Here is a 23,951-nt window from a genome sequence, read left to right as displayed (position 1 = left end):
GTGTCGCCAATGACCCAAGCCGGAGCCGGAATCCATTGCATCCTCGAGTTGCATGGATGTCCCTTCGAGCTGCTGGACGATGAAGCCTTTGTCCGCAGCGCCATTGCCCAGGCCGCGAAAAAAGCCCGCTCAGAGCTTCTCACGCTCACCAGCCACAAATTCACCCCGCAAGGGGTAACGGCCCTGGGCCTGCTCGCCGAATCCCATATTTCCATTCATACATGGCCAGAAGCCGGTTATGCCGCCGTGGATTGTTTTACCTGCGGTGATAACTGCGTGCCCCAACGCGCGTGTGATTATCTGGTGGGCGCCATGCAGGCGGATAACCACTCCTGCCTGACGATTCCCCGGGGCAAGGGCGTTGTTCACGAGGTTACAGACGACACCGACTGCACCTGTCGGGCCGAACCGCACGTCATGGGTATGGCCCAATGAGCGAACCTCTGGGTGCTGGCCTATGGCTGCATGAGTATAATACCCCCTGGGATTGCCACAGCTTCGGTATCAAGCGCCTGCTTGCGCAGCGGAAGACTGCCTTTCAGGAAATGCTGGTTGTCGAAAGCGGGCAATACGGCAAGGCATTGATTCTGGACGGTAAATGGCAGGTCAGCAAAGCCGACGAGTTCCTGTATCATGAACCCCTGGTGCACATGGCCTGTTGCTGTGCCGGGGCGCCGGAAAGGGTGCTGATCCTTGGGGGCGCCGACGGAGGGGCAGCGCGTGAAGCCTTGAAATGGCGCAGCGTGAAGGAAGTGGCCCTCGTTGATATTGATGGCGATGTGGTAGCGGCCTGTCGCGAGTTTCTGCCAGAAATCCATAAGGGGAGTCTGGATGATCCGCGGACCACAGTGCACGTGCAGGATGCGTTGGATTTTGTGGCGGCCAGCTCCCCAAAATGGGATGTGATTGTTTCCGACCTCACGGATCCCATTGAGGAGGGGCCGGCGTTCGCTCTCTTCACCCGTGAGTTCATGGATTCCTGCCGCCGTATCCTTACTCCTGGGGGCGTGCTGGTAATGCAGGCAGGGTGCACGGCGCCGTCGGAAATGCGTTTGCACGTGCGGCTGGCCAGCACCATGCGGGCTGTATTCGGCCACGCGCATTGCTTTGGTTCCTACGTTCCGAGCTGGTCCTCGCCCATGGGCTTTATTCTGGGCAAGAACGCCTCTACACCCCAGGAAAAAGAGGATGCAGCAAAGGGGCTGCAGCTTACTCCGGACAAGTTGGACGCACTGCTTGCCGCAAATGTGGCGGGCGAGTTGCGCTGCTTTGATGGCGAAGCTGCGGCCGGCATGCTGCAGCTGCCAAAATATCTGCGCGACGCTCTGGCTGCTGAAACAACTGTGTATACTGCGGCGGCGCCCCCGGGGTATTATTTGGAAAGCGGCCTGTATCAGGAATAGCATGGAGATGCGTGTGCGCCCCGAGCGCGAGTTTTTGCACGCCCCCCTCTTGACCCTGGCCCCCGCCCGCGTGTATGCATCTCTTCTTCCGATTGGCCCCGTAGCTCAGTAGGATAGAGCACAGGATTCCTAATCCTGGTGTCGCAGGTTCGATTCCTGCCGGGGTCACCATCATGGAAATGAGTAAGGCCAGTCTCTTTTGAGGCTGGCCTTTTGTGTTTGTGAGGCTAGCGCAGGGTGCTTTTTTGGGCTTAATAATTTCTGATGCGTTGTTTCAGCCCTATCTATAGCCAAGTCATAACATCTATTCTTTTATGCAGAACACCAATAACATCGACGTGTTGCTCGTCGAATATATAAAAAATAATGTGCTTGTTGATCTTGAGCGAGTAGTAGCAGGTTTTTATACTTGGTCTGCCTCTACCGAGGTTGGGATTTGCAGCCAGCATATTCAGCTTCTTTTCAATCTCTTTGAGATATGCGTCAGCCTTTTGTTCTCCCCAAGTTTCAAAGGTGTATTGCCAAATGGATTTCAATTGTCCTTTGGCGGCAAGCGTAAGGCGAATATTACGCATTGATCTCATTTTTGGCTTCTTGAATGATGTCCGAGATACTTGAATCGGAGAACTCATTGTTCAAAGCCTGTTTTTCACCAAGAGCCAATTCTTTCCGCAAGGCATCAAGCTTCATGAGGTTGACAAGTTCTTCATGGTTTATCATGAACCGTAAAGCGTCTCAGATCACCTCGCTGGCATTGTTGTAATATCCTGATTCAACTTTCTTTTTTACTTGTGCTTCCAGCTCCGGCGTAAGGGAGATATGCATGATGCTCCTCCTTTGATTATGAATAAAAATGTCCCAAAATTCAAAGATTATCAAAGTTTGTATTTCGTGGTGTATTGGTGCCGTCGTCAAAAAAGTACATTGATGCCAATTTATTGCCAACCTTGGGGTTGAGAAATGGTTGTTTTCGCATGAAATTCATTTCAGAATATCCATTTATTTCAGAAATCTATGACTGAGCTCCTGAATTCCTAATTCTGGTGCTCCAGGTTCGAATCCTGTCGGGAGCACCATTTTTAAGTATATCTTTGGGTTAGACGGGGTTTGAGGCTGGCCCTTTTTTTGTGCTGTCAAGCGGATATGCCAACCTCGGGATGAGGGTCTGGTTTTGGATGTGCCCTCACCACTTTGCTTGGATTATTTCGTCGCGACATCATGCAGGGATATTTTCCGGCAGGATTCGCCGATCTCTATGCTGTTGGGCGCCACCTTATGGACAACCGGCGCGTCCTTGTCTTTGACGGAGTCGAAAAGCGCGGCGGCCAGTTGTTGGATGTCTTGCTTTATCGTCGTGATCTTGGGATAAAAATAGGACAGATCGACCCCGTCATACCCCGCCACGGAAATGTTGCCAGGCACGGAGATGCCAAGTTTGTAGGCTTTCATGATGAAACCCTGGGCGATTTGGTCGTTTGCGCAAACCACTGCGGTCGGCGGCTCGTTCAACGACCAAAAATACCCAAGCGCTTCCACCCCCGTCTCCCAGGAAAAACGGCCGAGCTCGAATATATAGTCTTCAACGACCGGAAGGCCGTTCGCACTGAGCGCATCGAGGTAGCTTTTCTTTCTCGTTATCGCGGACTGGTATTTCTCTTTCGGGCCGACGAAGGCTATTTTTCTGTGGTTCAGATTGTACAGATAATCCATGAGGCGCTGGATGCCTCCATAGTTGTCCGATGTGACGAACGAATAGTCCTCCCCTATCGAGCGATCCAGGCAGGCGATTTTCTGGCCAAAATCCATATCCGTAAAGAGATTGTAATTCACGCCCTCCGTCAATATGCTTCCTGTACAGCGAATGCTCTGGCAGTAGCGTAAGTATTTCTCCTCCCTCTCTTGGTTGTCCTCAGTGTCGCAGATCAACAACGTGAATTGATTGTCGAAACATATCTTGTTCAGCTCCTTGATCAGGGTGCTGAAGAAGGGGTTGCCGACATCATAGACAAATAATGCAATGGAGTTCGATGTCTTGGAAAACAGGTTTTTTGCCAGACGGTTGGGAACATAATTATGTTCTTGTATAACTGCCTGAACTTTTTTCCGGATTTCAGGAGACGTGGATTCAGGCTGATTGATGACGCGCGAAACCGTCGCCGTCGAGACCTTGGCCAATGTCGCGATTTCTCTGATGCCGATAGCTTTCTTGAGCCGTTTTGTATTCGCCATGATGTATGGGATGCCATGGTTGTAACTTGTTTCTGTACGTTGTGGTTGAATTATAAACAGCTTTGACGCCTTGTAAACCCCCCCTTCGTGCCCGTCCTCCAGGGGAAGAGAGGTTGCATCCAACAGCTTAACCGAACTGACTTGCTGATAATATTCTAACATCATTGCACATGAATCGGCGGGGGGGATGGGTGGTTGGGCGGGGGAGCCGGCTTGTTCATCTCGCGCCCGGTCCCGCCAGCCTGAACTGGAGGCCCTCCCGTTCGCTAGCAGGCTTCCTGGCGTCCGCAGCAAAATTCGTCTCGCGATGGACCGTACCTTTCACCCTGGTCTGGCTGGGCCGCGCCCGCGCCAATCCCCGGGATCCGGGCGCATTGGCCTGCGCTGCATCGCGGCTCGCGGGAGGGCAAGCCCGCTCTCGCCCTCCGGCCGGATGACAGGAGAGGTGCGCCTGCGTTCTCATTCCCCCGCCACGGACGGCGCCCGGCCGGTGGAGCGGGCAATCGCCGTTGGGAATTCCTTTGATCGTCGAGGGCGCGATTCGTGAAAATGGGAAAATAAACGCATAACAGCTTGAAAACGCGACAGTTGCGGGTTGAGCATGTAGGATTATTCAGAAAACCTATTGACACGGCCGCAAAAGCAGGCGTAGAAGGTTTGTAACAAGTTACATTCAGATAACACGTGGCAAACTCTTCGGAATGCTCAAAATGAGGAGGAAGACCGTGAACAGTAGGATCAAGTCGTTACGCAAGAGGCTGTTTGAAACCGAACCGAGAATCTGTTCCGAGCGCAGCAGCATTTTCACCGCATCCATGAAGAAAAGCGAGGGGATGCCCATTGCCCTCAGAAGGGCGAACGCGTTCTACGATGTCCTGAACCAGATGACCATATTCATTCAAGATGGCGAACTCATCGTCGGCAATCAGGCAAAATGGATCAAGAGCGCGCCCATCTATCCGGAGTATTCCCACGAATGGCTGGAAGAGGAGTTCGCCGGAAAGCCGTATCGTTTTGATGAACGCCCGGGCGACCGATTTTTTTACGACGAGCAGACCAAAGAAGATATCCTCGACGATCTCAAATACTGGAAAGGGAAAACCCTATACGAGAATTTCCGGAAGCTCTTGCCGGAGGAAGTCAATGACGCCTGGAACGCAGGGGTCATCGATGACACCTGGGTCACAAGCCAGGGGCTGGGCAATGTCATCGTGGACTACGAACTGGTCGTCAACAAGGGGCTGAAGGACGTCCTCGATCGCATTGACAAGGAGCTGGCCGAACTGGATCTCAAGGATGTCGGGACGGTAAAAAAGAAATGGTTCCTGGAAGCGGCGCGCATCAGCAACCAGGCGGTTCTGCGCTTTGCGGAACGTCTGGCCGAGGCCTGCGAGGTCAAGGCCGCCGGACTTAATACAATCGAGCGAAAGCAGGAGCTTTTGCGCATCGCGAACAATTGCCGCACGGTCCCCTATGGTCCCGCGCAAACGTTCGAGCAGGCCGTCCAGAGCATCTACATTATCCTGCTGGCCGTGCATCTGGAATCCAACGGGCACGCCATTTCTCTCGGCCGTTTCGACCAATACGTCTACCCCCTCTACAAGAAAGAGCTGGAGCAGGGCACGATCACGCACGAGCAAGGGCTTGAGATCGTCGAGGCGTTCTTCATCAAATGCAACGAGATCAACAAGCTGAGATCGTGGCCCGACTCGGAGTTCTTCCTCGGATACCAGATGTTCATCAACTTGGCAGTGGCTGGCCAGACCGTGGACGGCGAAAACGCCGTCAACGACGTCTCCCACCTTTGCGTGGAAGCCTGCGCCGACGTGAAGCTGTTCACGCCCTCTATTTCCGTGAAATGGTTCGAGGGAACCGACGATGCCTTCATGATGAAGGCCCTGGAAGCCGTGATGGTCCATCAGGGCGGGCAGCCCGCATTCTACAACGACAAAGCCTTCATCAGGACCCTGCGGGATCTCGGTATCGCGGAAGAGGATCTGGTCAATTGGGCGCCGGACGGGTGCATCGAGGCGTCCATCCCGGGAAAATGGGACTTCGCTGCGAAAGGCCCGTGGTTGAACGTGGAAAAGGTCCTGGAAATTACGCTCAACAACGGCGTCGATCCAAGAACCGGCATCACCTTCAAGAAGCTTGACAAGAACATCGAAGATTGCGCCTCAACGGATGAAATACTCGCTGAATACAAAAAGATGCTGACGTATTTCATGGATCTGCAAGTCGTCACTGAGCATATCAGCGACGAATTGCATGTTCTGATGGACATCAATGCGTTCCGGGCATCGCTCGTCGAGGACTGCATCGGCAGAGGGCTGGACTTGGTTGAAGGCGGGTCGGTCTACTCCGTGGACGGCGGCCCCACGGCCGGTACGGTCAGCGCGGGCGACGCGCTCGCCGCCCTCGAAGAAATTGTCTTCGTCCAGAAGAGGCTGTCCATGCGACAATTGCTTCATGCGCTTCAGACCAATTTCGAGGACGGGACGACCACACCTACGGGGCCGCAGATCCAAGCCTTGCTGCTGAACAAGGCGCCAAAGTTCGGTAACGACGACGACAAGGCGGACAAGTGGGTCGTAGCCGTGGAAGACTACATCGGCTCCTCCTACCGGCATAACTACAAAAGCTCGAAATACGGCAAGGGGCCCATACCCTGCTGCTATTCCTACAGCCAGAGCCCGGTCACCGGAAACATCGCCTTTGGGGCCTGCATCGGCGCCACGCCGGATGGCAGGAAGGCCGGAATGCCCGTGAACAACGGCATTTCGCCCGCTAATGGTTCGGAGCGGGAAGGCGCCACGGCCGCATGCAACTCCGTGGCCAAGCTCCCAAGCATCTGGTTCCAGAAGGGCGCCATCTTCAACATGCGCCTGACTCCCGCTGCCTTGGAAAATGCCGAAAAGCGCCAGAAGGTCATTGATATGGTCAAGGTGCTCTTCAACAACTATGGCCAGCAAATCCAGTTCAACGTGGTGGATGGCAATATCTACAAGGAAGCGATGAAGCGGCCGGAGGACTTCAGGGACCTGATGGTTCGCGTGTCCGGGTACAGCGCCCTGTTCACCACGCTGGCTCCTGTCGTGCAGCAGGATGTCATTAGCCGGGTGGAATTGAATGTCTAAACCGGCTCAGATCGATCACGGCGCGGGCTTTGTTTTTAACATAGAACGCTTTGCGACCGATGACGGGAAAGGCATCCGAACGGTTGTATTCATGAAGGGGTGCGCATTGCGCTGTGCGTGGTGCGCCAACCCCGAATCACAATCCTTCAGGCCTACCGTCCTGTTTCATGAGAACAACTGTCAGGGATGTGGCTTGTGCCGTGAAAGTTGTCCGCAGGGCGCAATACGCCTTGATGGGTCGTACGGCATGATCAGCGATCCGGATACATGCGTGGGATGTGGCGCCTGTACGGATGTATGCCTTTATAATGCCCGGACACTGTGTGGGCGCCACATGGATGTTCAGGAGTTGCTCGCCGTCCTGTTGAAAGACGCTCATTATTACAGCATGTCCGGAGGCGGAATAACTTTCAGCGGCGGGGAACCGCTGCTGCAAAGCAAGTTTATCCGTTCACTTTCGATGGAATTGAAAAAGCATTCCATCCCGGTGTTGATCGAAACCTGCGGTCATGTTTCGCAAGATCATTTTGATGATGTGCTCGATACGACAGATTCGATGTATTTCGACATCAAGCACATCGATTCGGCTCTCCATAAACAATACACCGGCAAGGGCAATGAGCTTATTTTGCGTAATCTGACGTATCTCAGTGAAAACTACAAGGGCCAACTGTCTGTCCGGTATCCATACATACCTGGAATCAATGATGACGTGCAGTCCATTGATGCCATGGTCGAGGCCGTATGCGGACTGCGCCGAGTCGATGAACTGGTCTTCCTTCCATACCACCGGCTTGGGCTTCCAAAATACAAAGGTATGGGCCTGGAATATCAGTTTGGAGAAATGAAGTCGCTGAAGAAAGATGCCTTGTATCATCTTCTGAAGCGATACCAGGATTGTGGCATACCAGTACGGATACAATGATCGATCGGCGCACCGCGTCATTGATTTAATACGTAGTGAGTTCGATTTACAAGGGAATTAGTCATGCCTGAAACAAAGCGTTTGATCGCTCTCGATTGCGGCAACTCTTCGTATCGTATGGTTCTGGGGACATATGCCAACGGGAAGTTGTCCATGGAGGTTCTGGCCCAGGAAGAGAACGCAATGATCAGGATGAACGGGATATATTACTGGGATACGGTAAAGATATACCAATTCCTGATACGGAACCTGAAGAAGTGCATTTTCCAGGGTATTCGGCCCGACAGCATCGGCATATGCGCCTGGGGCGTGGATTTCGCATTCTTCGATAAAGATGGTTTCAGCCTCGGTGAGACGCTGAGCTATCGCAACACCATGGGGCAGCGGATACTGGACAGGCTTTCCGCAAAACAACAGGAAGATCTCTTCTATAAAACAGGGATACTCTGTGACCGCATCAATTCCGTCTATTTGATGAAGGCCTTGCAGGAAATCATGCCGGTCCGGACGCAGTCGGCCAACCGTCTTTTGATGTTGCCGGATATCTTCAATTATCTGCTGACCGGAAAAATGGTCAATGAGCCGAGCGAGCTCAGTACGACGCAGCTTATGAGCGCGAAGACCCAACAGCTCGACGTTGAGGTCTGCGAGCGGTTCGGTATTCCGGCCTCCTGGTTCTCTGCCATAGGCCGGCATGGTCGGGCGATCGGCGACCTGCAGCCATCCGTCAAGGAGGAACTGGGCATTACAGGCCCGCTTCCGGTTATTTGCGTTCCTTCCCATGATACCGCATCCGCCGTCGCGGCGATCCCCGCCCAGGAAGACTCCTTTCTCTTCATCAGCTCAGGCACGTGGTCGCTCATCGGCACGGAATTGTCTGCTCCGATCATCACGAAAGAGGCCCTGGAGTCCCGATTTACCAACGAGGTGGGAGCATTCGGAAAGATCACCTTACTGAAAAACTGCACTGGAATGTACATCCTCTCCCGTATGAAGCAGGAGTACGAAGATGAGATGGGCCAGTCCAGCTCCTGGCAGGATTTCTTGAATCTGGCGGAACAGACGGATGAAGATCATGTCATTGACGTTAATGATGAGCGGTTCTTCAATCCGGCGCATATCTCGCAGTCCATTCATGAAGCCTTGAAAAAGCACGATCCGGACATCCCCTACAGATTCCCGGTACTGATCGATGCCGTGCAACGATCGATGGCAAAGAACTACGCCAAGACCTTGTACGACTTGGAGCGGGTCACAAAGAACGCATATAATCGCGTCTACCTGGTTGGGGGAGGCGTCCGGAACACGATCATCAACCAGCTGACTGCGGATTACAGCGGAAAGACCGTCATAGCTTGCGGCGCGGAAAGCACGTGTCTTGGAAATCTTGGAACACAACTCAACTACTTTTTCCCTGACTTGGACCTTAAGAAAATACGGGAAACGATTCGCAGGTCGATTGACATGGTGAAATTTCAACCCGCCGCCGAATAATGGATGTTTGATTCTTTTCCTGTCGTGAACGTGGGAGAGGAAAAGGGGTGAGCAGCAGTGACAGTAAACATACTTGAAATGAAGGACATCAATAAAAGCTTTTTTGGCGTGGATGTTCTCAAGAACGCGCAATTGGAAGTGCGTCCAGGCGAAGTGCATGTCTTGCTCGGAGAAAATGGAGCGGGCAAGTCCACTTTGATCAAGATCTTGTCATCCGCCTATAAAAAGAACTCCGGTCGCATTCTCTTGGAGGGAAAAGAGGTGAATTTTCACACCCCCAAAGAAGCGATCGATGCAGGCATCAACGTCATTTATCAGGAATTCAATCTCAATCCTTATGTTCCGATTTATGAGAACATCTTCCTTGGCAGGGAATTCACCAAGTATGGCTTTATAGACGAGAAGAAGACCATCGCCGAAGCCAGAAAATCAATGGACAGGATTGGGTTGAAAGTGGACCCCAAAACCCTGGTGGGCGATTTGAGCGTGGCGCGGAAGCAGATGGTCGAGATCACCAAGGCCCTGAACGGAAAGCTGAAGATTCTGGTCCTTGACGAACCGACCGCTGCGATCACGGACACGGAAACAACGGAGCTTTTTAAGATCGTCCGGGAACTCAAGGCGAAAGGCGTTGGAATTATCTACATTTCCCACAGGATGAAGGAACTGTTCGAGATTGGCGATCGCTGCACGGTCATGCGTGATGGCGAATTTGTCCAGACCGTGACGCTCGAAGAAACGTGCGAGGACGAACTTACGCGGATGATGGTTGGCCGTTCCGTCAGTTTTGAAAAACGGGTCAACAACTACATCGACGAGGAGCACAAAAGCCTGGAAGTCACGGGGCTCTGTTACAAGAAAGTGGTGAAAGACGTCTGTCTGGATGTCAAACGCGGAGAGATACTCGGCATTGCGGGCTTGGTCGGCGCAGGACGCACGGAGCTAGCAAAGTGCATTATAGGGGCCTACAAGGCTCACTGTGGCACCGTGAAAGTGCATGGAAGAGAGCTTGAAAATGTCTGCATATGCAATACGATCAAGGAAAAAGTCGTCTACCTGAGTGAGGATCGCAAGGATGAGGGATTGGTGCTCATTCACGGCGTAAATGATAATATTGCTCTTCCAAATCTGTCCCGCTTCAAGAACTTCCTGCTAAATGACAAGAAGATCACCTCCGTTGCGAAAAAGTATATCAGCAAGCTGAAAATCAAAACCTCGTCTTACAAAGCGCAAGCAAACACTCTCTCCGGTGGCAATCAGCAAAAAGTCGTTATCGCAAAATGGCTCTGCATCGATGCGGATGTCTACATCTTCGATGAACCAACTCGAGGCATAGACGTCGGGGCGAGAGATGAGATTTATGAAATCATGTACGAGCTGATTTCCAATGGAGCTTCAATAATAATGATCTCTTCAGATCTTGTTGAGATCCTCAAGATGTGCGACCGGGTTGCGGTGATGCACGAAGGTGAAATCAGACATACTTTTGTGAATGATGCCTCTTTGACGCAGGAAAAATTATTGTCTTATGCTTTGCATGGAGGGACTCACTAATGGGAAAAGTAAGCAAGTCTGAGTTTTTTTCGAAAATTGATATACAGTCTCTTGCGCTTTATATCGGCGCTGTACTCATTTTTATCACGTTCACAATTCTATGCAGCGCGTATGGCAAGAATTTTTTCACCCTTGGTAACATGAAAAACATCATCAACCAGTCCGCCGTCATTGCGGTTATTGCCATCGGACAGTCCATTGTCATTTTAACCGGCGGCATCGACTTGTCCGTCGGCTCGATCGTCGGGTTTGTCGGCATTCTCGGCGGATTGCTGCTGAAAAGCGGCATGCCTCTCATGATGGTCATCGGCGTCGTGCTCATTTGCGGTTGTATTATCGGTTTTGCAAATGGGTATTTTGTCTCGTTCGGCAAGGTTCCCGCTTTCATTGTGACATTGGGAAGCATGCAAATTATCCACGGGTTGACCATGGTGCTGAACACCGGGCGTCCAGTCTCCGGTTTCCCCAGTGAACTGCGCATGGTGGTCAGCGCCAAAGTCATGGGCATCCCGATTTCCATCATTTATGTCTTTTTACTGTATGCCATCATGATCACCGTCATGAAAAAGACAACCCTGGGACGGTGGTTTTACGCCATTGGCGGCAATGTCAACGCCGCAAAGCTTGCGGGCGTCAAGACGAAGCAGATTGAAATGCTGGCTTACGTATTTGGCGGCCTGTTTGCCTCTATTGGCGGCATTTTCCTTCTGTCACGCCTTTCATACGCCGACCCAAACGCAGGCATGGGCTATGAGCTTGATGTCATTGCGGCGGTTGTTATTGGCGGAATAGCGCTCTCCGGCGGGAAAGGCAGTATCGGGAACACCCTGGTTGGCTCGCTTATTCTCGGCATGCTGAAATGCGGCCTGCAGATCCTCAACGTCCCGGTATACTTCCAGACCATCATCATCGGCATAACGATTATCGCGGCCGTGTACCTTGACAAAGCGAAAGAGAGAAAAGCTGAATAACACGTAACGAGGAATGGAGAGGCTCATGAAAAAGGTGACATTCTACACGCTGGCGTCCTGTTTTCTCATTTTCAACCTTATCTTGTGTTCCGTGCCGGCATCCGCGAAGGAAAAAATGGTTATCGGCTTTGTGCCCATGACGTTGAACAACGAGTACTTCATCACGATGGTCAATGGAGCTCGTCAAAAAGCCAAAGAACTCGGCGTTGAGCTCGAGGTGCAGGCTGCCGACCAGCATGCCAGTGCCGCCGCGCAGCTTACGATTATCGAAAACATGATCACCGCCGGCGTGGATGGAATCTGCATCGTACCCAGTTCATCCGAGGGGCTGGTGTCCGCGCTGGAACGCTGCAAAACCTCCAACGTGCCGATCATCAACCTGGACACAAAGATCAATAAAGAGGTGCAGGACGAAGTCGGCATGGAGGTTCCCTTCTACGGCACGGACAATTACGCCGGCGCGGCCGAAGCAGGAAAGTATGTCGTGAAGCATTTTGACAAGGGGGCCAAAACCGCTATCCTGAGCGGAATCAATGGCCAGCAGAATGCCGCCGACCGGCGCAACGGCTTCTACGATCAGGTCAAGGATCACGTGAACGTTGTTGCGGAACAATCCGCCAACTGGGAAGTGGACCAGGGCTACACCGCCACGCAGAACATCCTGAGCGCCAATCCCGACCTGCAGTTGATCTTTGCCTCCAACGACGGCATGGCGATCGGCGCGTTGCGCGCGGTTGAAGAAGCCGAAAAAAAGGAGCAGGGTTTTGACGCCATTTCCGAGGCGTTGAACCTGGTGGAAAACGGCGACATGCTGGGCACCGTAGCCCAATATCCCGCCGAAATGGGCATCAAGGGCGTCGAGAACATCACCAAGTTGATCAATGGCGAAAAGGTTGAAATGTACATCAACACCGGCGCCAAGCTCATCACCAAGGACAACGTCAAGGAGCACAAGGACTACTCGAAGCAGTTCGCTGACTAAGAGAGCAATCCGTCACGAGATTCTCAAGAGATTTAAATGCCGGGAATCTGTATTACTCAACCCTAATTTGTGTTGTTCAGCTGCTCGATCATACGGCTTTCCGTGCGGACAAAAACGGGAAGCCGTATTTATCATTCAACCCACAGGAAGGATACACATGAAGTTGCAGGAAGAAAGGAATGAACTTGTCAAATATGGAAAGCTCATTATTCAGGCCGGATTGACCAAGGGCACTGGCGGAAATTTCAGCATATATAACAGGAAAGAAAAACTGATGGCCATCACCCCTTCCGGCATTCCCTACATGGTCATGCAGCCGGAAGAGATCGTCATCATGGATTTGCATGGAAATATCGTGGAGGGCGATCTCATTCCTTCCTCCGAGCATGAAATGCACGCCACGGTCTACAGGGAAAGGGAAGACGCCAATGCCATGATCCACATCCACTCGACGTTTTGTACCACGCTTTCGGCGCTCAACGAGCCGTTGCCCGCTGTGGATTATCTCGTGGCGTTCTCCGGAGGGAAAGAAGTGAAATGCGCGGAGTACGCGACCTATGGCACCCCCGAACTGGCGGCCAACGCCATGAAGGCCATGGGGAAGCAGAACGCCGTTTTGCTGGCCAACCACGGATTGAACGTCGTGGCCGGCAGCATGATGATGGCCCTTGCGATTGCTGAACAGATCGAATTTTGCGCCGAGGTATATATCCGCGCAAGAAGCGCGGGCACGCCGGTCATTTTGAGCGAAGAGGAGATGACGACGATGGTCAAACGCTTCGCCAACTACGGCCAGCGCAAAGAGGGCTGAGCGCCATCACGGGAAGAAGACAGGCGGATATATTGCGATAAGTATGATCACGGCTGGCGTGATCGTATCAGGCGCGGGATTTCCGCCTGCCTTTCATTGCTTTTTCTCGGCGTCCTTGCCCTTCGGGTCATCGAGACGCAAGGCTTTTTACGCCGCCTGGAACAGGCTTTTCGGGTGAGGCCGTATCTCAGGCAAAGACCTTTCCGGCGCTGTTTCCGTTCGAGGCTTCCCTCCCTCTGCGGGCCCTCAACGCGGCATGACTGAATCACAGGGCTCCACCTTAGCAAGGCCGCGAACTTGTCCAACCAACCAGGACCACTTCTGTCCATGGATTTCATGCACGACCAGCTTGAAGATAGCCGCACGTTCAGGCTGCTGAACGTGCTCGACGACTTCAACCGTGAGGGACTGGTGTAAACCTCCCCAAGTTAGTACCAGCCAAAAGTAGAGATTTCCTGGGGTGAATGGGCTTCGAGGTACTCGGCTGGCGTCAGGTCGCCAAGTGATTCGTGGGGCCGTTCCTCGTTGTACTCCTTGATCCAGTTCTCCGTGATGTCCTTGACCTCAGTCAAAGTGCGAAAGAGATAAAAATCAAGCACTTCATTGCGGTACGTCTTGTTGAAGCGCTCGACGTACGAATTCTGCGTCGGCTTGCCCGGCTGTATGAACTCCAGGTCCACGCCATGGATTTCCGCCCAATTGGCCATGGTCACCGAGACCAGTTCCGGTCCGTTATCCATTCGAATCCGTTCGGGAAGCCCACGCCAGGCAACAATACGGTCGAGCACTCGCGTCACCCGCGCCGCCGGCAGGTTTGTATCCACCTCGATGGCCAGGCACTCCCGGCTGAAGTCGTCCAGCACGTTGAAGGTCCGGAATCGCTGCCCGCTCATGAGGGCGTCGTGCATGAAGTCCAGCGACCAGCACACATTCGCCTCGGGTGGCACGGCCAACGGTTGCGGATTCCTTGAAGGCAACCGCTTCTTGCCCTTGCGGCGCAGATTCAGCTTCAACAGGCAGTATACGCGGTAGACCCGTTTGTGGTTCCAGCGATAGCCGTGCCGGCGAACGACAGCGAAGAGCTTGCCGAAGCCGTAGCGCGGATAGCGTTCGGCCAGCTTGAGCAGTGCTTCGATCACGGGCGCGTCATCCCGCGGCGTAGGCTGATAGCCGTAGACGGTCCGACTCAGACGCACTGCGGCGCATGACTGCCTGATACTCAGACCGTGTTCATGACGCATATGATCGATCAGATCGCGCTTCTCAGCCGGCCTTAAAGCTTTTTTGCGATAACGTCCTTGAGCGCCTCGTTTTCCAGGCTTAAGTTCGCGAACATGCGCTTGAGCTTGCGGTTCTCCTCTTCGAGCTCCTTGAGGCGCCGGATATCCGAGGCGTCCATGCCTCCGTACTTGGACTTCCAGCTGTAGTAGGTCGCTTGGCTCACGCCGTATTCGCGGCAGACATCAGCAACTTTGCGACCGCCTTCGACTTCCTTGAGAATCTTGAGGATCTGGCTTTCAGTGAATCGAGATTTCCGCATTGCTTCCTCCATGGGAACCTTTTGCCAGAAATCTCCAGTTTTTGCTGGTCCTGTTTTACGGGAAGGCTACATAAGTATAACAGGCTGTTGAAGAATGGCAGTCTGCAGCGTTGCTGCGATAAGGGCAAACCCTCACGTACGCCTAATACTCATTGTTCTTGTTTTTTTTGCGCCATACATCTCATCATTTTTGAACAGTCTTTTTTATGTACTTTTTCAACACTCTAACGAATTAAAATAATTACTTGACAACAAGGTTAAAGAGTCAAGCATTATTAAAATATTTAATAAAGGGCAGGTAGTTTAAATCCTATGGGATTACTTTGTATAATATTCTTGGCATAACTAGCATCGTAACATATTATTATCCCAGTATTTTCTTTTATATAGCATTGTGAAAGATTTTTATCTCCATGAACTAGCTGCTGCTCAAATCTATACCCTGAAATTATTCCACATACATAATAATTGTTAGAGGTATTTGCATTGTACTTTTTGAACACGACAGGCCCTCCAGAAAATCCAGGATTATTATGTCCGTCTAGGTATATTATGTCCATGTCGTTAGTCTTTGAGAAGCATGACACAGTGGCTTTTTTTACAAATGGGAAAGGAAAGTCATTGTTAAGTTTGCCTAAGTACTCAGATAGTCCATATGGAAATCCTAAAAAGAAAACATCTTGCCCATATGATAGCCCCGTAGAAGAAATTTCTAAAGGATGTCTTGGAGATAGTTGGATATTTGTTTTTAAAACAGCCACATCAATTTGACCAGTTGTAACTCCAACAGTCTCGGATTTAATGGTTTTCCATTCGCTGTTATGAAGTATTTTAATTGTTTCTTGAGCGCTCGAATTATCGAATAAATGCCTAGCAGTGACTATGTATTGTCTATTGTCGACGTCAACGGTGAAGCAAGTTCCTCTTCCATTAGAGGTCTCAATTTGAAAAACTCTCTGAATGACATTGCTTGTAATCAAAACACACCTGTCTTATTATATCTTTTGTAATGGTTTAATCGAAGAATATTCTGATATTATTTTTGTCTAAGTTCATGGCAAATCCATATATGACTTCTAGTTCGTAATTGATATTAAATGCGTTACCACAAGAAACGTCCATACCCATCCTCTTTGATCAGCTACACAAACTCATCGATTGATTTGGTCTCAGGGTAAGGTTTATTACGAAGCCATTTCCGAATCTACCCATCCAGTAGATCTTCCAATTCTTCTGAGATTTGACATAGCTCGCTTTGGCAATAGGACTTTGGACTTTTTGTGATGGTTCCATGAAGTGAGGGCGAATCTCGAACAGCTCGACTGTCTGCTTCTTGGGATCAACCTCGAATCCTCATTTGAGCTTGTCATGGAGATAATTTGGCGGTCCCTGTTCTTTGCAAAATATTCTAAAATTTGTTTTGTACTAATTTTATATCATAGAGTGGTATTAATTACAAGATAGTTAACTTGTATTTCTATGGTTTGTTCCTGTCTATCGTCAATTTTCTAGATTTAGTAAAGCAAAAGGCCAGTCTCTTAACGAGGCTGGCCTTTTATGTTTGCTCGGTATGTCAGTGAGGTAACTACTCACCGTTATTAGCTGTTCCTTCCTATTTTTCCTTTTCCCAGCGCTCTATGCATTCCTTTATTACGTCGTGGGCTTTTGCCACATCGCCGAAGCCCAGGACCTTGGTTGTGCCAGGCTTCTTGAGGTCTTTATAGTGGGAAAAGTGGTGCGCGATCTTGTTTTTCCATTGTTCGCCCAGGTCCTCCATTGATTTGATGCGATTGCCCGTGTTTCTGTCGTCTGAAGGTACGCAGATGACCTTATGGTCCATCTCATTATCGTCTTCAAACTCCAGGACGCCGAGGACGGTGGCCTCTGCGACCACGCCCGTAGGCATGGGTTCGTCGGTAACAAAGAGGACGTCGAGTTCATCGCCGTCATCATCCAGGGTGGCAGGGATAAAGCCGTAATTCACGGGCTTTGCAAATATCGCGGGCTCAACCCTGTCCAGAACCATGATTTTTCTTTTGCGGTCAAACTCGACCTTGTGGGAAGACCCCATGGGTATCTCAATAACAACATTGATGGTTTTCCCTTCAGCGTACGGCGTCAAAATGGCGTTGTAGTCCATGATTTCTCCTTTGAAGCGCTAACCGGTTGATTTGCAGAACAATGATAAACACCTGCTACAGATCATACGACACTATCGCCTCCAAAGAATATTGGCAATCGGTATTGATAAAATATGAAGCGCTTGCGCTGCATTGTCAGGTTAGAATTATTTTACAATAAATCGCATTTTTATGTCCGTGCCCCTTTTTCGATACAGGGAAAATAAAAAAGCCCCTTGAGGAACGCTCAAGAGGCTTGACCAGATACAATAGGACAAAATCGGAACAACAACTGCTTCAAATAAAGGGAATAAGCTCCAGCAAATCAGCCATTGTGTTGAAGGCCTGGAAGGCTTCAAGCACGTCTTCGGCGTCGTAGGCAACAGTCAAAGCGTCCACACGTTCTGTGCGAGGCACGCGCAGGGCGCGGTCTGCACCGGAAGCCGTTGAAAATTGTACTTCCAGGCGCACAGTGCCTTGAATTTGCCAGATAGGGGGCGGTGAACTGCGGCGCATGGCGTTTTCTGCCGCGCTACGGACCAGCTCCTGACATTTCTCCGGCATGGGAGTCAGCACTGCATAGCTTCCTATGCCTTGCTTCACCGCCACGGTTTCCACGCCGGGAAGCAGCGCTTCCGCTTCGGCGCAGGCTGCTTCGTCTCCCGCCACCAATGCCACCGGCGCGTCATAATACCCGGCCAAGGCGGCATTAAGGCCCAGTTCGCCCACACTCACGCCATTCAAGCGCAGCTGCTGCACTCGGCCGGAAAAAATATGCGGTATGGTTGCGTCTGCAGTGGCCGACATGGCATGCGTTCCGACAAAAAAAACAGCGTCAAATCCTTCCTGAATCCCTTCCATCATGGAAAGTGGACGTGGCCCGCCCATGATGAGCCGCGTCTTTGGGTGAAGCATTTCAGGAAGCAGATTCACCCCTACATTGTGGGAATCAGCCACCAAAACATCCGTGGCGCCGTTCGCAAACGCCGCTTCGACTGCCGCGTTCACTTCTCGCGTCATCCATATCCGCGCGCGCTCGTACTCACGTTGCCCGGGGCGTGTATGCTCATGACGCGTCACACACCCGATTCCCTCGATGTCTGCGCAAATAAAAACCTTCATGCGATTGTCCTTTGGTATTGTTTGCCGGCCGACTTTGGTTCTCCTGGCCGAAAGGAGTAAGTTTTATCCGTACAGGTGACAAACCACGGTATGTCCGTCGCGCTCCACACATGGGGGGGCGGTCTGACTGCAAATATCCATCTTATCCGGGCACCTGGGGTGGAAACGGCAGCCTTGGGGAAGGTCCACCGGACTGGGAATGTCCCCGGAAAGGGGCGCCAGGTCTTGTAAACGGGTTGGATCAGGTTGCGGCACCGCCGCCAGCAGGGCTTGGGTGTACGGGTGGAGCGGTGCATCAAAAAGACTTTTTGTGGCAGCGCTTTCCACCAGGGAGCCACAATACATTACGCCAATATGGTGGCTTACGTGGCGCACGACGGTCAGATCATGGGAAATGAACAAATAGGCAACCTGTCGCTGCTGCTGTAGGGAGCGCAACATGTTTAGAATTTGCGCTTGAACAGACACGTCCAAAGCGCTGGTGGGTTCGTCCAGAACAATGAAGTCGGGGTTTGTGACCAGGGCCCGCGCCAGGCCGATACGTTGGCGTTGCCCACCGCTGAATTCATGGGGGTAGCGGCTCATGTGGTCTGGTGAGAGACCCACTTCTGTAAGTTGGGCCGCCACACGCTCTTCCAGCTCGCGCCCCTTTGCGAGATGGTTTACGGCAAGGGGGGCGCCCACAATGTTTTTAATGGTCATGCGCGGGTCCAGAGACGATTGCGGATCCTGGAAGACCACGGACAGTTTCCGGCGTATAGCGCGCAGGGATTCCCCTTCCAATGGGGTGATGTCTTCTTCACGAAAGAATATGCGCCCGCCATCTGGTTTGAGCAAACGCAGGATGCACCCGCCTACGGTGGACTTGCCGCTGCCACTTTCTCCCACCAGGCCGAAGGTGCCGCCTTCCTGCACTTGCAGGCTCACGCCATCCACCGCGCGTACGCAACGAGTGGCGCGCCCCATGAATCCTCCGCGGAGGGCGAAGCGCTTTTCCAATCCCTGGAGCTCTATCACGGGTGCATTCATGCCAGGGCCTCCGCAAATAGATGGCATGCCACGTGCCCCCCTTGGGATGTGGGGGAGATGGGAACCAGCGGCGGGATGATTTGATCACAAGGTCCGAAGCGTTGTTCGCAACGGGTGTGAAACCGGCACCCGCCAGGAGGCGCAATAAGTTGCGGCACCGTGCCCGGGATTGAAGCCAGTTCTTCGGTCATGCGCCCGCCTGCACCTGGTATGGCAGCAATGAGCCCTTGCGTATAGGGGTGGCGGGGGGTGGCGAAGAGTTCCTTAACGGGGGCGCATTCGACAAGTTGCCCTGCGTACATGACGGCCACCCGGTTGCATACCTGGGCAACAACGCCCATGTCGTGCGTGATGCACAGCACAGTCATATCGCGTTGTACGGCCTGGTCTTTTATGATTTGCAAAACCTGCCCCTGTACGGTGACGTCGAGGGCGGTGGTTGGCTCGTCTGCCAGAAGTATTTCAGGATCACACGAAAGCTCCATGGCAATCATGACGCGCTGGCGCATGCCCCCGGAAAGCTCATGCGGGTATTTGCGCAGAATGCGCTCAGGGTCAGGCATTTGCACCTGGGTCAGCGTTTCCATGCAGCGTTCTTCGGCTTCCCGGCGGGTAAGGTTCTGGTGCAGGCGCACGACTTCCGTCATCTGGTTGCCCACAGTGAATACTGGATTCAGGCTGGACATGGGTTCCTGAAAGATCATGGATATCCGGTTGCCACGAATACTGCGCATACGTCGTGGGGAACAGGTAAGGAGGTCTTCTCCCTTAAAGGAAATGCGGCCCAAGGTTATTCTGCCCGGCGGGGTAGGGATGAGTCGTAAAATGCACCGTGCTGTGACGGACTTGCCGCAACCGGTCTCGCCAACAAGCCCCAGTATTTCACCGCGGTGCAAGTCCAGTGAAACATCCTGCAACACTTTGGCGGTGCCCATGTGCGTGTCGAATGCGACACTCAGGTTGGCGATTTGTAAAAGGGGCGCATCATTATCATACATTGGGTTCATCTCCTGATGCGGGGGTCCAATACATCGCGCAGGGCGTCGCCCAGGATGTTGAAACCGATGACTGTGCTGAGGATGAAGAGCCCTGGAAAGGTGGCGTACCACCATTGGTCCATGAGAAATTTGCGTCCAACGCTGATCATGGCGCCCCATTCCGGGGTGGGGGGTTGCGCACCCAGACCGATGAATGAAAGCGAGGCGGCGATCAAAATTGCGTCGCCCATGGTAAGCGTGGCCAGGACAATGACGGAGTTCACGCAATTAGGGAGCACATGGCGGCGGATGATCCAGCCATGTCCCGCACCGGAAACCTTTGCAGCAGCCACAAACGGCATTTCACGGACGGCCAGGGCCTCGCCCCGCACCATGCGTGCGAATTTGGGAATCATCACAAAGGACACGGCCATGATCGCGTTGGTGAGATTAGGACCCATGGCAGCGGCAAGGGCCATGGCGAGCACCAGCGCAGGAAAAGAAAGGATAACATCCATAACGCGCATGATGACGTTATCCAGTTTACCGCCCAGGTATCCGGCCGTGGCGCCGATTATTGAGCCGAGTCCTCCAGCTATGATAATGATAATGACACCGATGCGCAGGGAAATACGCGCGCCGTACATTATCCGTGAAAGAATGTCCCGGCCGAGTTCATCCGTACCAAAAAGATGTGCATAGGAAGGCGGTTGCAACCGGTCGCGCAAACTGAGCGCAATGGGATCGTATGGCGCAAGCCAAGAGGCGGAAAAAGCCAGAAAAAGCATTATGGCGAGAATACACCCCCCCGCCACTGCGGAAGGGTTGTGGCTGAGGATGCGCAGGGTGAGCAGCAGTTCTCGCAAGCGCGGGTGTTCGGCCAAGGTTTCACGTATGCTCATGGTCAGTACCTGATGGTGGGATTGAGCGCAGCGTAGAGCAGATCGACAGTAAGGTTGATGCACACGTAGGCAAGACTGACCACCATGGTGAAGCCCATAATAGCCGGAAAATCCAGATAGTTTACCGAATCCACAACATATTTTCCCATGCCGGGCCAGGCAAAGATGGTCTCGGTAAGGATAGCCCCGCCAAGAAGCTCGCCAAACGAAAGGCCAGTTATGGTAACTGTGGGAATAAGCGAGTTCTTAAAGGCATGCTTGAGCACCACTTTGATCTCGTGCAGGCCGTTGGCTCTGGCTGTGGTGATGTAATCCTGTCCCAGCACCTGGATCATGGAAGAGCGCACGATTCGCGTGATAATGGCCAGATAGACATATGAGAGACAAAAGGCTGGGAGAATGATGTGCGCCAATGCCTGACGCAGGGTCTGCCAATTGCCGGTAAGCAATGAGTCGAGAATGTACATCCCTGTGATATGGACGGGAGGCGTGGTGGCGATATCAAGTCGTCCTGAGCCCGGCAACCAACCAAGATTTCTATAAAAGACCAGTAGTAGCATAAGGCCCAGCCAAAACACGGGCGTTGAGACGCCAAAAACGGAAAACACCCGTGTCAGATGGTCAGTCAGGCGATTTCGGCGCACTGCCGCCAGGATGCCTAAGGGGATACCCACGAAAAGGCAAAGCATAAGGCTGGCAAGCGTGAGCTCCAAGGTGGCAGGAAAATAGTCGGCAAGGTCTTTGGTTACTGGCCTATGGTTGCGAATGGATACGCCCATATCCCCCTGTACCAGACCTGTGACAAAGCGCAGGTACTGGATGGGGAGTGGTTTATCCAATCCGTGGGAGGCGCGGATTTTGTCTATTGCCTCACGGCTCGCTTTTGGCCCTGCAATCATAGAAGCAGGGTCGCCAGGAATAGCGTGCGAGATAATGAAGACCAGCACCGTGACCCCGAAAAGCACAGGGATCATGTAGAGCAGGCGCCTTAGAACGTAGTGAAGTATGCGCATAAGTAGCAGTGAAAAAGGCGCGGCTGCTTGAGCAGCCGCGCCATATTACCGTGGTTCGAGCTTGTTAGTCCTTATAGATGTCTTCGAAATTATACATGCTTTCAAGCATGGGGTTGAAGACATATCCCTTTACGTTTTTCCGAAGCGGCACGATGGTCTTCACTTGATACAGGAAGATGTACGGAGCATCTTTCATGATGATGTCCTGAGCTTCATAGTACAGTTTGGTGCGCTCGGCCACGTCGGCCAGGCTGGCTGCTTTGCGTACCAGTTCGTCGACCTTTTCGTTTTTATAGAAGCTGCGGTTGCCAGGCAGGCCGAAGTTGTTGGAGTCAAACCAGAAGTTCATGAACATGAAGGGGTCGGCAAAGTCAGGGCTCCATGCGCCAAGACAAAGTTCGAAATCGCCCTTGTCTACACGGTCGCGCAGGGTGGGGTTGGCCATGAGCTCCAGTTTCAGCTTGACGCCTGCTTCGGCAAAGTTGGCCTGCATGATGGTGGCAATCTGTTCCCAACTTGGGCGGCGTTCAGAATAGATGAGGGTCAGCTCAAGATTCTCTGCATCGGCTTCCTTCAACAGTTCCTTGGCCTTTGCGATATCCTTGCTGTATTGCATGGCGTCTTTTTTATGCCCCCACATTCCTTCAGGGACAGGGCCGCGCATCTGTACGCCATTGCCTTGCAGCACGTAGTCGATGATGCCCTTGTAGTCTACGGCGTAGCTGAGGGCCTGACGTACACGGGGGTCCTTCAGTTTGTCATTCTGGCAATTTACGTACACGTATTCAACAAGCTGCGAAGGGTAGCGGTTCACAACCACGTCGGGGTTCTTCTCAAGAGCGGGAATCTGGTCGATAAGGATGTTTTCCGCGATATCGACATCTCCCTGTTCAAGGGCCATGCGCCTGTCGGCAGACTCGCTCATGAAGCGGATGATGACTTTCTTCAGTTTGGGAGCAGTGCCCCAGTAGTCGGGGCGGGCTTCCAGAACACACTGTTGGCCGCGCGTCCAGGTCGTGAGCACAAAAGGACCGCTACCAGCCGTGTTTTCCGCCAACCAGGCCTGAGCCAGGTCGCCATCCTTTTCATGTTCCATAATCTTGGGGCTTACGATGGAAGCGCCATCAGTGGCCAAAGTCTGTAGAAAAGGGCCGTAGGGATTTTTAAGCGTGATTTCCAAGGTCTGAGGATCCAGAACCTTCATGGAGGCAATGGCGCCGATGTTGTCGGCAGGCCCCTTGCCAATGTCCAGCGTGCGTTGGAATGAAAAGCGCACAGCTTCGGCATCCAGGGCTGTGCCATCGGCAAAAGTGATGCCAGGCCTGATTTTGAACGTCCACACCATGCCATCATCAGAAACGGTCCAGCTTTCTGCTGCGGAAGGCTCTACTTCCGTGGAGCCGACTCCGTCCACGGTTTTGTATTTTACCAGCCTGTCATAGCAGGGGTAAATCTGTCGCCAGTCATAGTTGTCACTGGAAACACCGGGATCCAGAGTGTGAATGTCAGAGGAGACGCCTACGACAAGCGTATCCTTATCCGCCGCGTGGGCGGGAAGACACAGGGCGAAGAAAAACAGCGCTAACAGAAGGCAACGTTTCATGTAGGCCAACTCCTTATGATTAAATTTAACGAATTAGTTAAAAAACACTACGCCCGAGGGGGTGTTTGCGTCAAGGAACTATTGAAATGCAGTAAATTAGCCCCACCTTTCCGGTGTGCTTTTCATCTGTTGAAAGGCT

Annotated in this window: 23 protein-coding genes and 1 tRNA gene; 10 read left to right on the top strand and 14 right to left on the bottom strand. The window is 52.4% G+C overall.

Annotation, left to right across the window (positions count from 1 at the left end):
• Positions 1 to 9 precede the first annotated feature (9 nt).
• The 3 genes from speD (at position 10) to ACZ5EH_RS19290 (ending at position 1,574) form a co-directional block, all read left to right on the top strand.
• Positions 10 to 435, top strand: coding sequence for an adenosylmethionine decarboxylase (gene speD / locus ACZ5EH_RS19300; RefSeq protein ID WP_464275506.1), 426 nt, complete (start codon positions 10 to 12; stop codon positions 433 to 435).
• Complete coding sequence (locus tag ACZ5EH_RS19295) at positions 432 to 1,403, top strand: spermine/spermidine synthase domain-containing protein (RefSeq protein ID WP_464275505.1); 972 nt, start codon at positions 432 to 434, stop codon at positions 1,401 to 1,403. The genes speD and ACZ5EH_RS19295 overlap by 4 nt, the downstream gene beginning before the upstream one ends.
• 94 nt (positions 1,404 to 1,497) lie before the next feature.
• A tRNA-Arg gene (locus ACZ5EH_RS19290) sits at positions 1,498 to 1,574 on the top strand.
• Between the two features lie 113 nt (positions 1,575 to 1,687).
• Here the strand turns inward: ACZ5EH_RS19290 and ACZ5EH_RS19285 are convergent.
• The 4 genes from ACZ5EH_RS19285 to ACZ5EH_RS19270 all read right to left on the bottom strand — a co-directional run bounded on the left by ACZ5EH_RS19285 (position 1,688) and on the right by ACZ5EH_RS19270 (position 3,926).
• Positions 1,688 to 1,978 carry a type II toxin-antitoxin system RelE/ParE family toxin gene (locus ACZ5EH_RS19285; protein ID WP_464275504.1) on the bottom strand — a complete coding sequence of 97 codons (291 nt, stop codon included), beginning with the start codon at positions 1,976 to 1,978 and terminating at the stop codon, positions 1,688 to 1,690.
• On the bottom strand, positions 1,971 to 2,123 hold the full coding sequence (locus ACZ5EH_RS19280) for a hypothetical protein (protein ID WP_464275503.1): 153 nt from the start codon (positions 2,121 to 2,123) through the stop codon (positions 1,971 to 1,973). Before ACZ5EH_RS19280 ends, ACZ5EH_RS19285 begins: the two co-directional genes overlap by 8 nt.
• Positions 2,124 to 2,138: 15 nt before the next feature.
• A complete protein-coding gene (locus tag ACZ5EH_RS19275) occupies positions 2,139 to 2,228 on the bottom strand; it encodes a ribbon-helix-helix domain-containing protein (RefSeq protein WP_464275502.1) in 90 nt (29 codons plus the stop codon).
• A 375-nt stretch (positions 2,229 to 2,603) separates the two neighbouring features.
• Positions 2,604 to 3,926, bottom strand: a complete 1,323-nt coding sequence (locus ACZ5EH_RS19270; RefSeq protein ID WP_464275501.1) for a LacI family DNA-binding transcriptional regulator — start codon at positions 3,924 to 3,926, stop codon at positions 2,604 to 2,606.
• Positions 3,927 to 4,357: 431 nt separating this feature from the next.
• Here ACZ5EH_RS19270 and ACZ5EH_RS19265 point away from each other — a divergent pair, with 431 nt between their 5' ends.
• The 7 genes from ACZ5EH_RS19265 (at position 4,358) to ACZ5EH_RS19235 (ending at position 13,506) form a co-directional block, all read left to right on the top strand.
• Positions 4,358 to 6,769, top strand: a complete 2,412-nt coding sequence (locus ACZ5EH_RS19265; RefSeq protein ID WP_464275500.1) for a glycyl radical protein — start codon at positions 4,358 to 4,360, stop codon at positions 6,767 to 6,769.
• A complete protein-coding gene (locus ACZ5EH_RS19260; RefSeq protein ID WP_464275499.1) occupies positions 6,762 to 7,694 on the top strand; it encodes a glycyl-radical enzyme activating protein in 933 nt (310 codons plus the stop codon). The genes ACZ5EH_RS19265 and ACZ5EH_RS19260 overlap by 8 nt, the downstream gene beginning before the upstream one ends.
• A gap of 63 nt (positions 7,695 to 7,757) precedes the next feature.
• Complete coding sequence (locus tag ACZ5EH_RS19255; RefSeq protein ID WP_464275498.1) at positions 7,758 to 9,188, top strand: rhamnulokinase; 1,431 nt, start codon at positions 7,758 to 7,760, stop codon at positions 9,186 to 9,188.
• Positions 9,189 to 9,266: 78 nt separating this feature from the next.
• Positions 9,267 to 10,742 (top strand): sugar ABC transporter ATP-binding protein, encoded by a 1,476-nt coding sequence (locus ACZ5EH_RS19250; protein ID WP_464275497.1) that lies wholly within the window; start codon positions 9,267 to 9,269, stop codon positions 10,740 to 10,742.
• Positions 10,742 to 11,713 (top strand): ABC transporter permease, encoded by a 972-nt coding sequence (locus tag ACZ5EH_RS19245; RefSeq protein ID WP_464275496.1) that lies wholly within the window; start codon positions 10,742 to 10,744, stop codon positions 11,711 to 11,713. The genes ACZ5EH_RS19250 and ACZ5EH_RS19245 overlap by 1 nt, the downstream gene beginning before the upstream one ends.
• Before the next feature lie 25 nt (positions 11,714 to 11,738).
• Positions 11,739 to 12,695: a sugar ABC transporter substrate-binding protein gene (locus tag ACZ5EH_RS19240; RefSeq protein WP_464275495.1), complete on the top strand. Its 957-nt coding sequence runs from the start codon at positions 11,739 to 11,741 to the stop codon at positions 12,693 to 12,695.
• Positions 12,696 to 12,852: 157 nt separating this feature from the next.
• Positions 12,853 to 13,506, top strand: a complete 654-nt coding sequence (locus ACZ5EH_RS19235) for an L-fuculose-phosphate aldolase (protein ID WP_464275494.1) — start codon at positions 12,853 to 12,855, stop codon at positions 13,504 to 13,506.
• A gap of 428 nt (positions 13,507 to 13,934) precedes the next feature.
• Here ACZ5EH_RS19235 and ACZ5EH_RS19230 read toward each other — a convergent pair.
• The 10 genes from ACZ5EH_RS19230 to ACZ5EH_RS19185 all read right to left on the bottom strand — a co-directional run bounded on the left by ACZ5EH_RS19230 (position 13,935) and on the right by ACZ5EH_RS19185 (position 23,812).
• Positions 13,935 to 15,046, bottom strand: a protein-coding gene (locus tag ACZ5EH_RS19230; protein WP_464275493.1) for an IS3 family transposase whose coding sequence is annotated in 2 segments (ribosomal slippage) — positions 13,935 to 14,794 and positions 14,794 to 15,046 — 1,113 coding nt in all. Because the reading frame shifts where the segments join, the coding sequence is not laid out codon by codon here.
• Between the two features lie 284 nt (positions 15,047 to 15,330).
• Positions 15,331 to 16,026, bottom strand: coding sequence for a S1 family peptidase (locus ACZ5EH_RS19225; RefSeq protein ID WP_464275492.1), 696 nt, complete (start codon positions 16,024 to 16,026; stop codon positions 15,331 to 15,333).
• 157 nt (positions 16,027 to 16,183) lie between these two features.
• Positions 16,184 to 16,339 carry a DUF3024 domain-containing protein gene (locus tag ACZ5EH_RS19220; RefSeq protein ID WP_464275491.1) on the bottom strand — a complete coding sequence of 52 codons (156 nt, stop codon included), beginning with the start codon at positions 16,337 to 16,339 and terminating at the stop codon, positions 16,184 to 16,186.
• A gap of 319 nt (positions 16,340 to 16,658) precedes the next feature.
• A complete protein-coding gene (locus ACZ5EH_RS19215; protein WP_464275490.1) occupies positions 16,659 to 17,186 on the bottom strand; it encodes an inorganic diphosphatase in 528 nt (175 codons plus the stop codon).
• Between the two features lie 277 nt (positions 17,187 to 17,463).
• A complete protein-coding gene (locus ACZ5EH_RS19210; RefSeq protein WP_464275489.1) occupies positions 17,464 to 18,288 on the bottom strand; it encodes a M55 family metallopeptidase in 825 nt (274 codons plus the stop codon).
• A 63-nt stretch (positions 18,289 to 18,351) separates the two neighbouring features.
• Positions 18,352 to 19,317, bottom strand: a complete 966-nt coding sequence (locus ACZ5EH_RS19205) for an ABC transporter ATP-binding protein (RefSeq protein WP_464275488.1) — start codon at positions 19,315 to 19,317, stop codon at positions 18,352 to 18,354.
• Positions 19,314 to 20,315: an ABC transporter ATP-binding protein gene (locus ACZ5EH_RS19200; protein WP_464275487.1), complete on the bottom strand. Its 1,002-nt coding sequence runs from the start codon at positions 20,313 to 20,315 to the stop codon at positions 19,314 to 19,316. Before ACZ5EH_RS19200 ends, ACZ5EH_RS19205 begins: the two co-directional genes overlap by 4 nt.
• A 5-nt stretch (positions 20,316 to 20,320) precedes the next feature.
• Positions 20,321 to 21,196: an ABC transporter permease gene (locus tag ACZ5EH_RS19195; RefSeq protein ID WP_464275486.1), complete on the bottom strand. Its 876-nt coding sequence runs from the start codon at positions 21,194 to 21,196 to the stop codon at positions 20,321 to 20,323.
• A gap of 2 nt (positions 21,197 to 21,198) precedes the next feature.
• On the bottom strand, positions 21,199 to 22,209 hold the full coding sequence (locus tag ACZ5EH_RS19190; protein WP_464275485.1) for an ABC transporter permease: 1,011 nt from the start codon (positions 22,207 to 22,209) through the stop codon (positions 21,199 to 21,201).
• A 64-nt stretch (positions 22,210 to 22,273) separates the two neighbouring features.
• The gene (locus tag ACZ5EH_RS19185) at positions 22,274 to 23,812 is read right to left on the bottom strand and encodes an ABC transporter substrate-binding protein (protein WP_464275484.1); all 1,539 of its coding nucleotides are present in this window, start codon (positions 23,810 to 23,812) and stop codon (positions 22,274 to 22,276) included.
• Positions 23,813 to 23,951 lie beyond the last annotated feature (139 nt).

Source organism: Desulfovibrio biadhensis (assembly GCF_055388615.1).
Note: the sequence above shows the minus strand (reverse complement) of the source record. Positions and strands in the feature narration are given on the sequence as shown.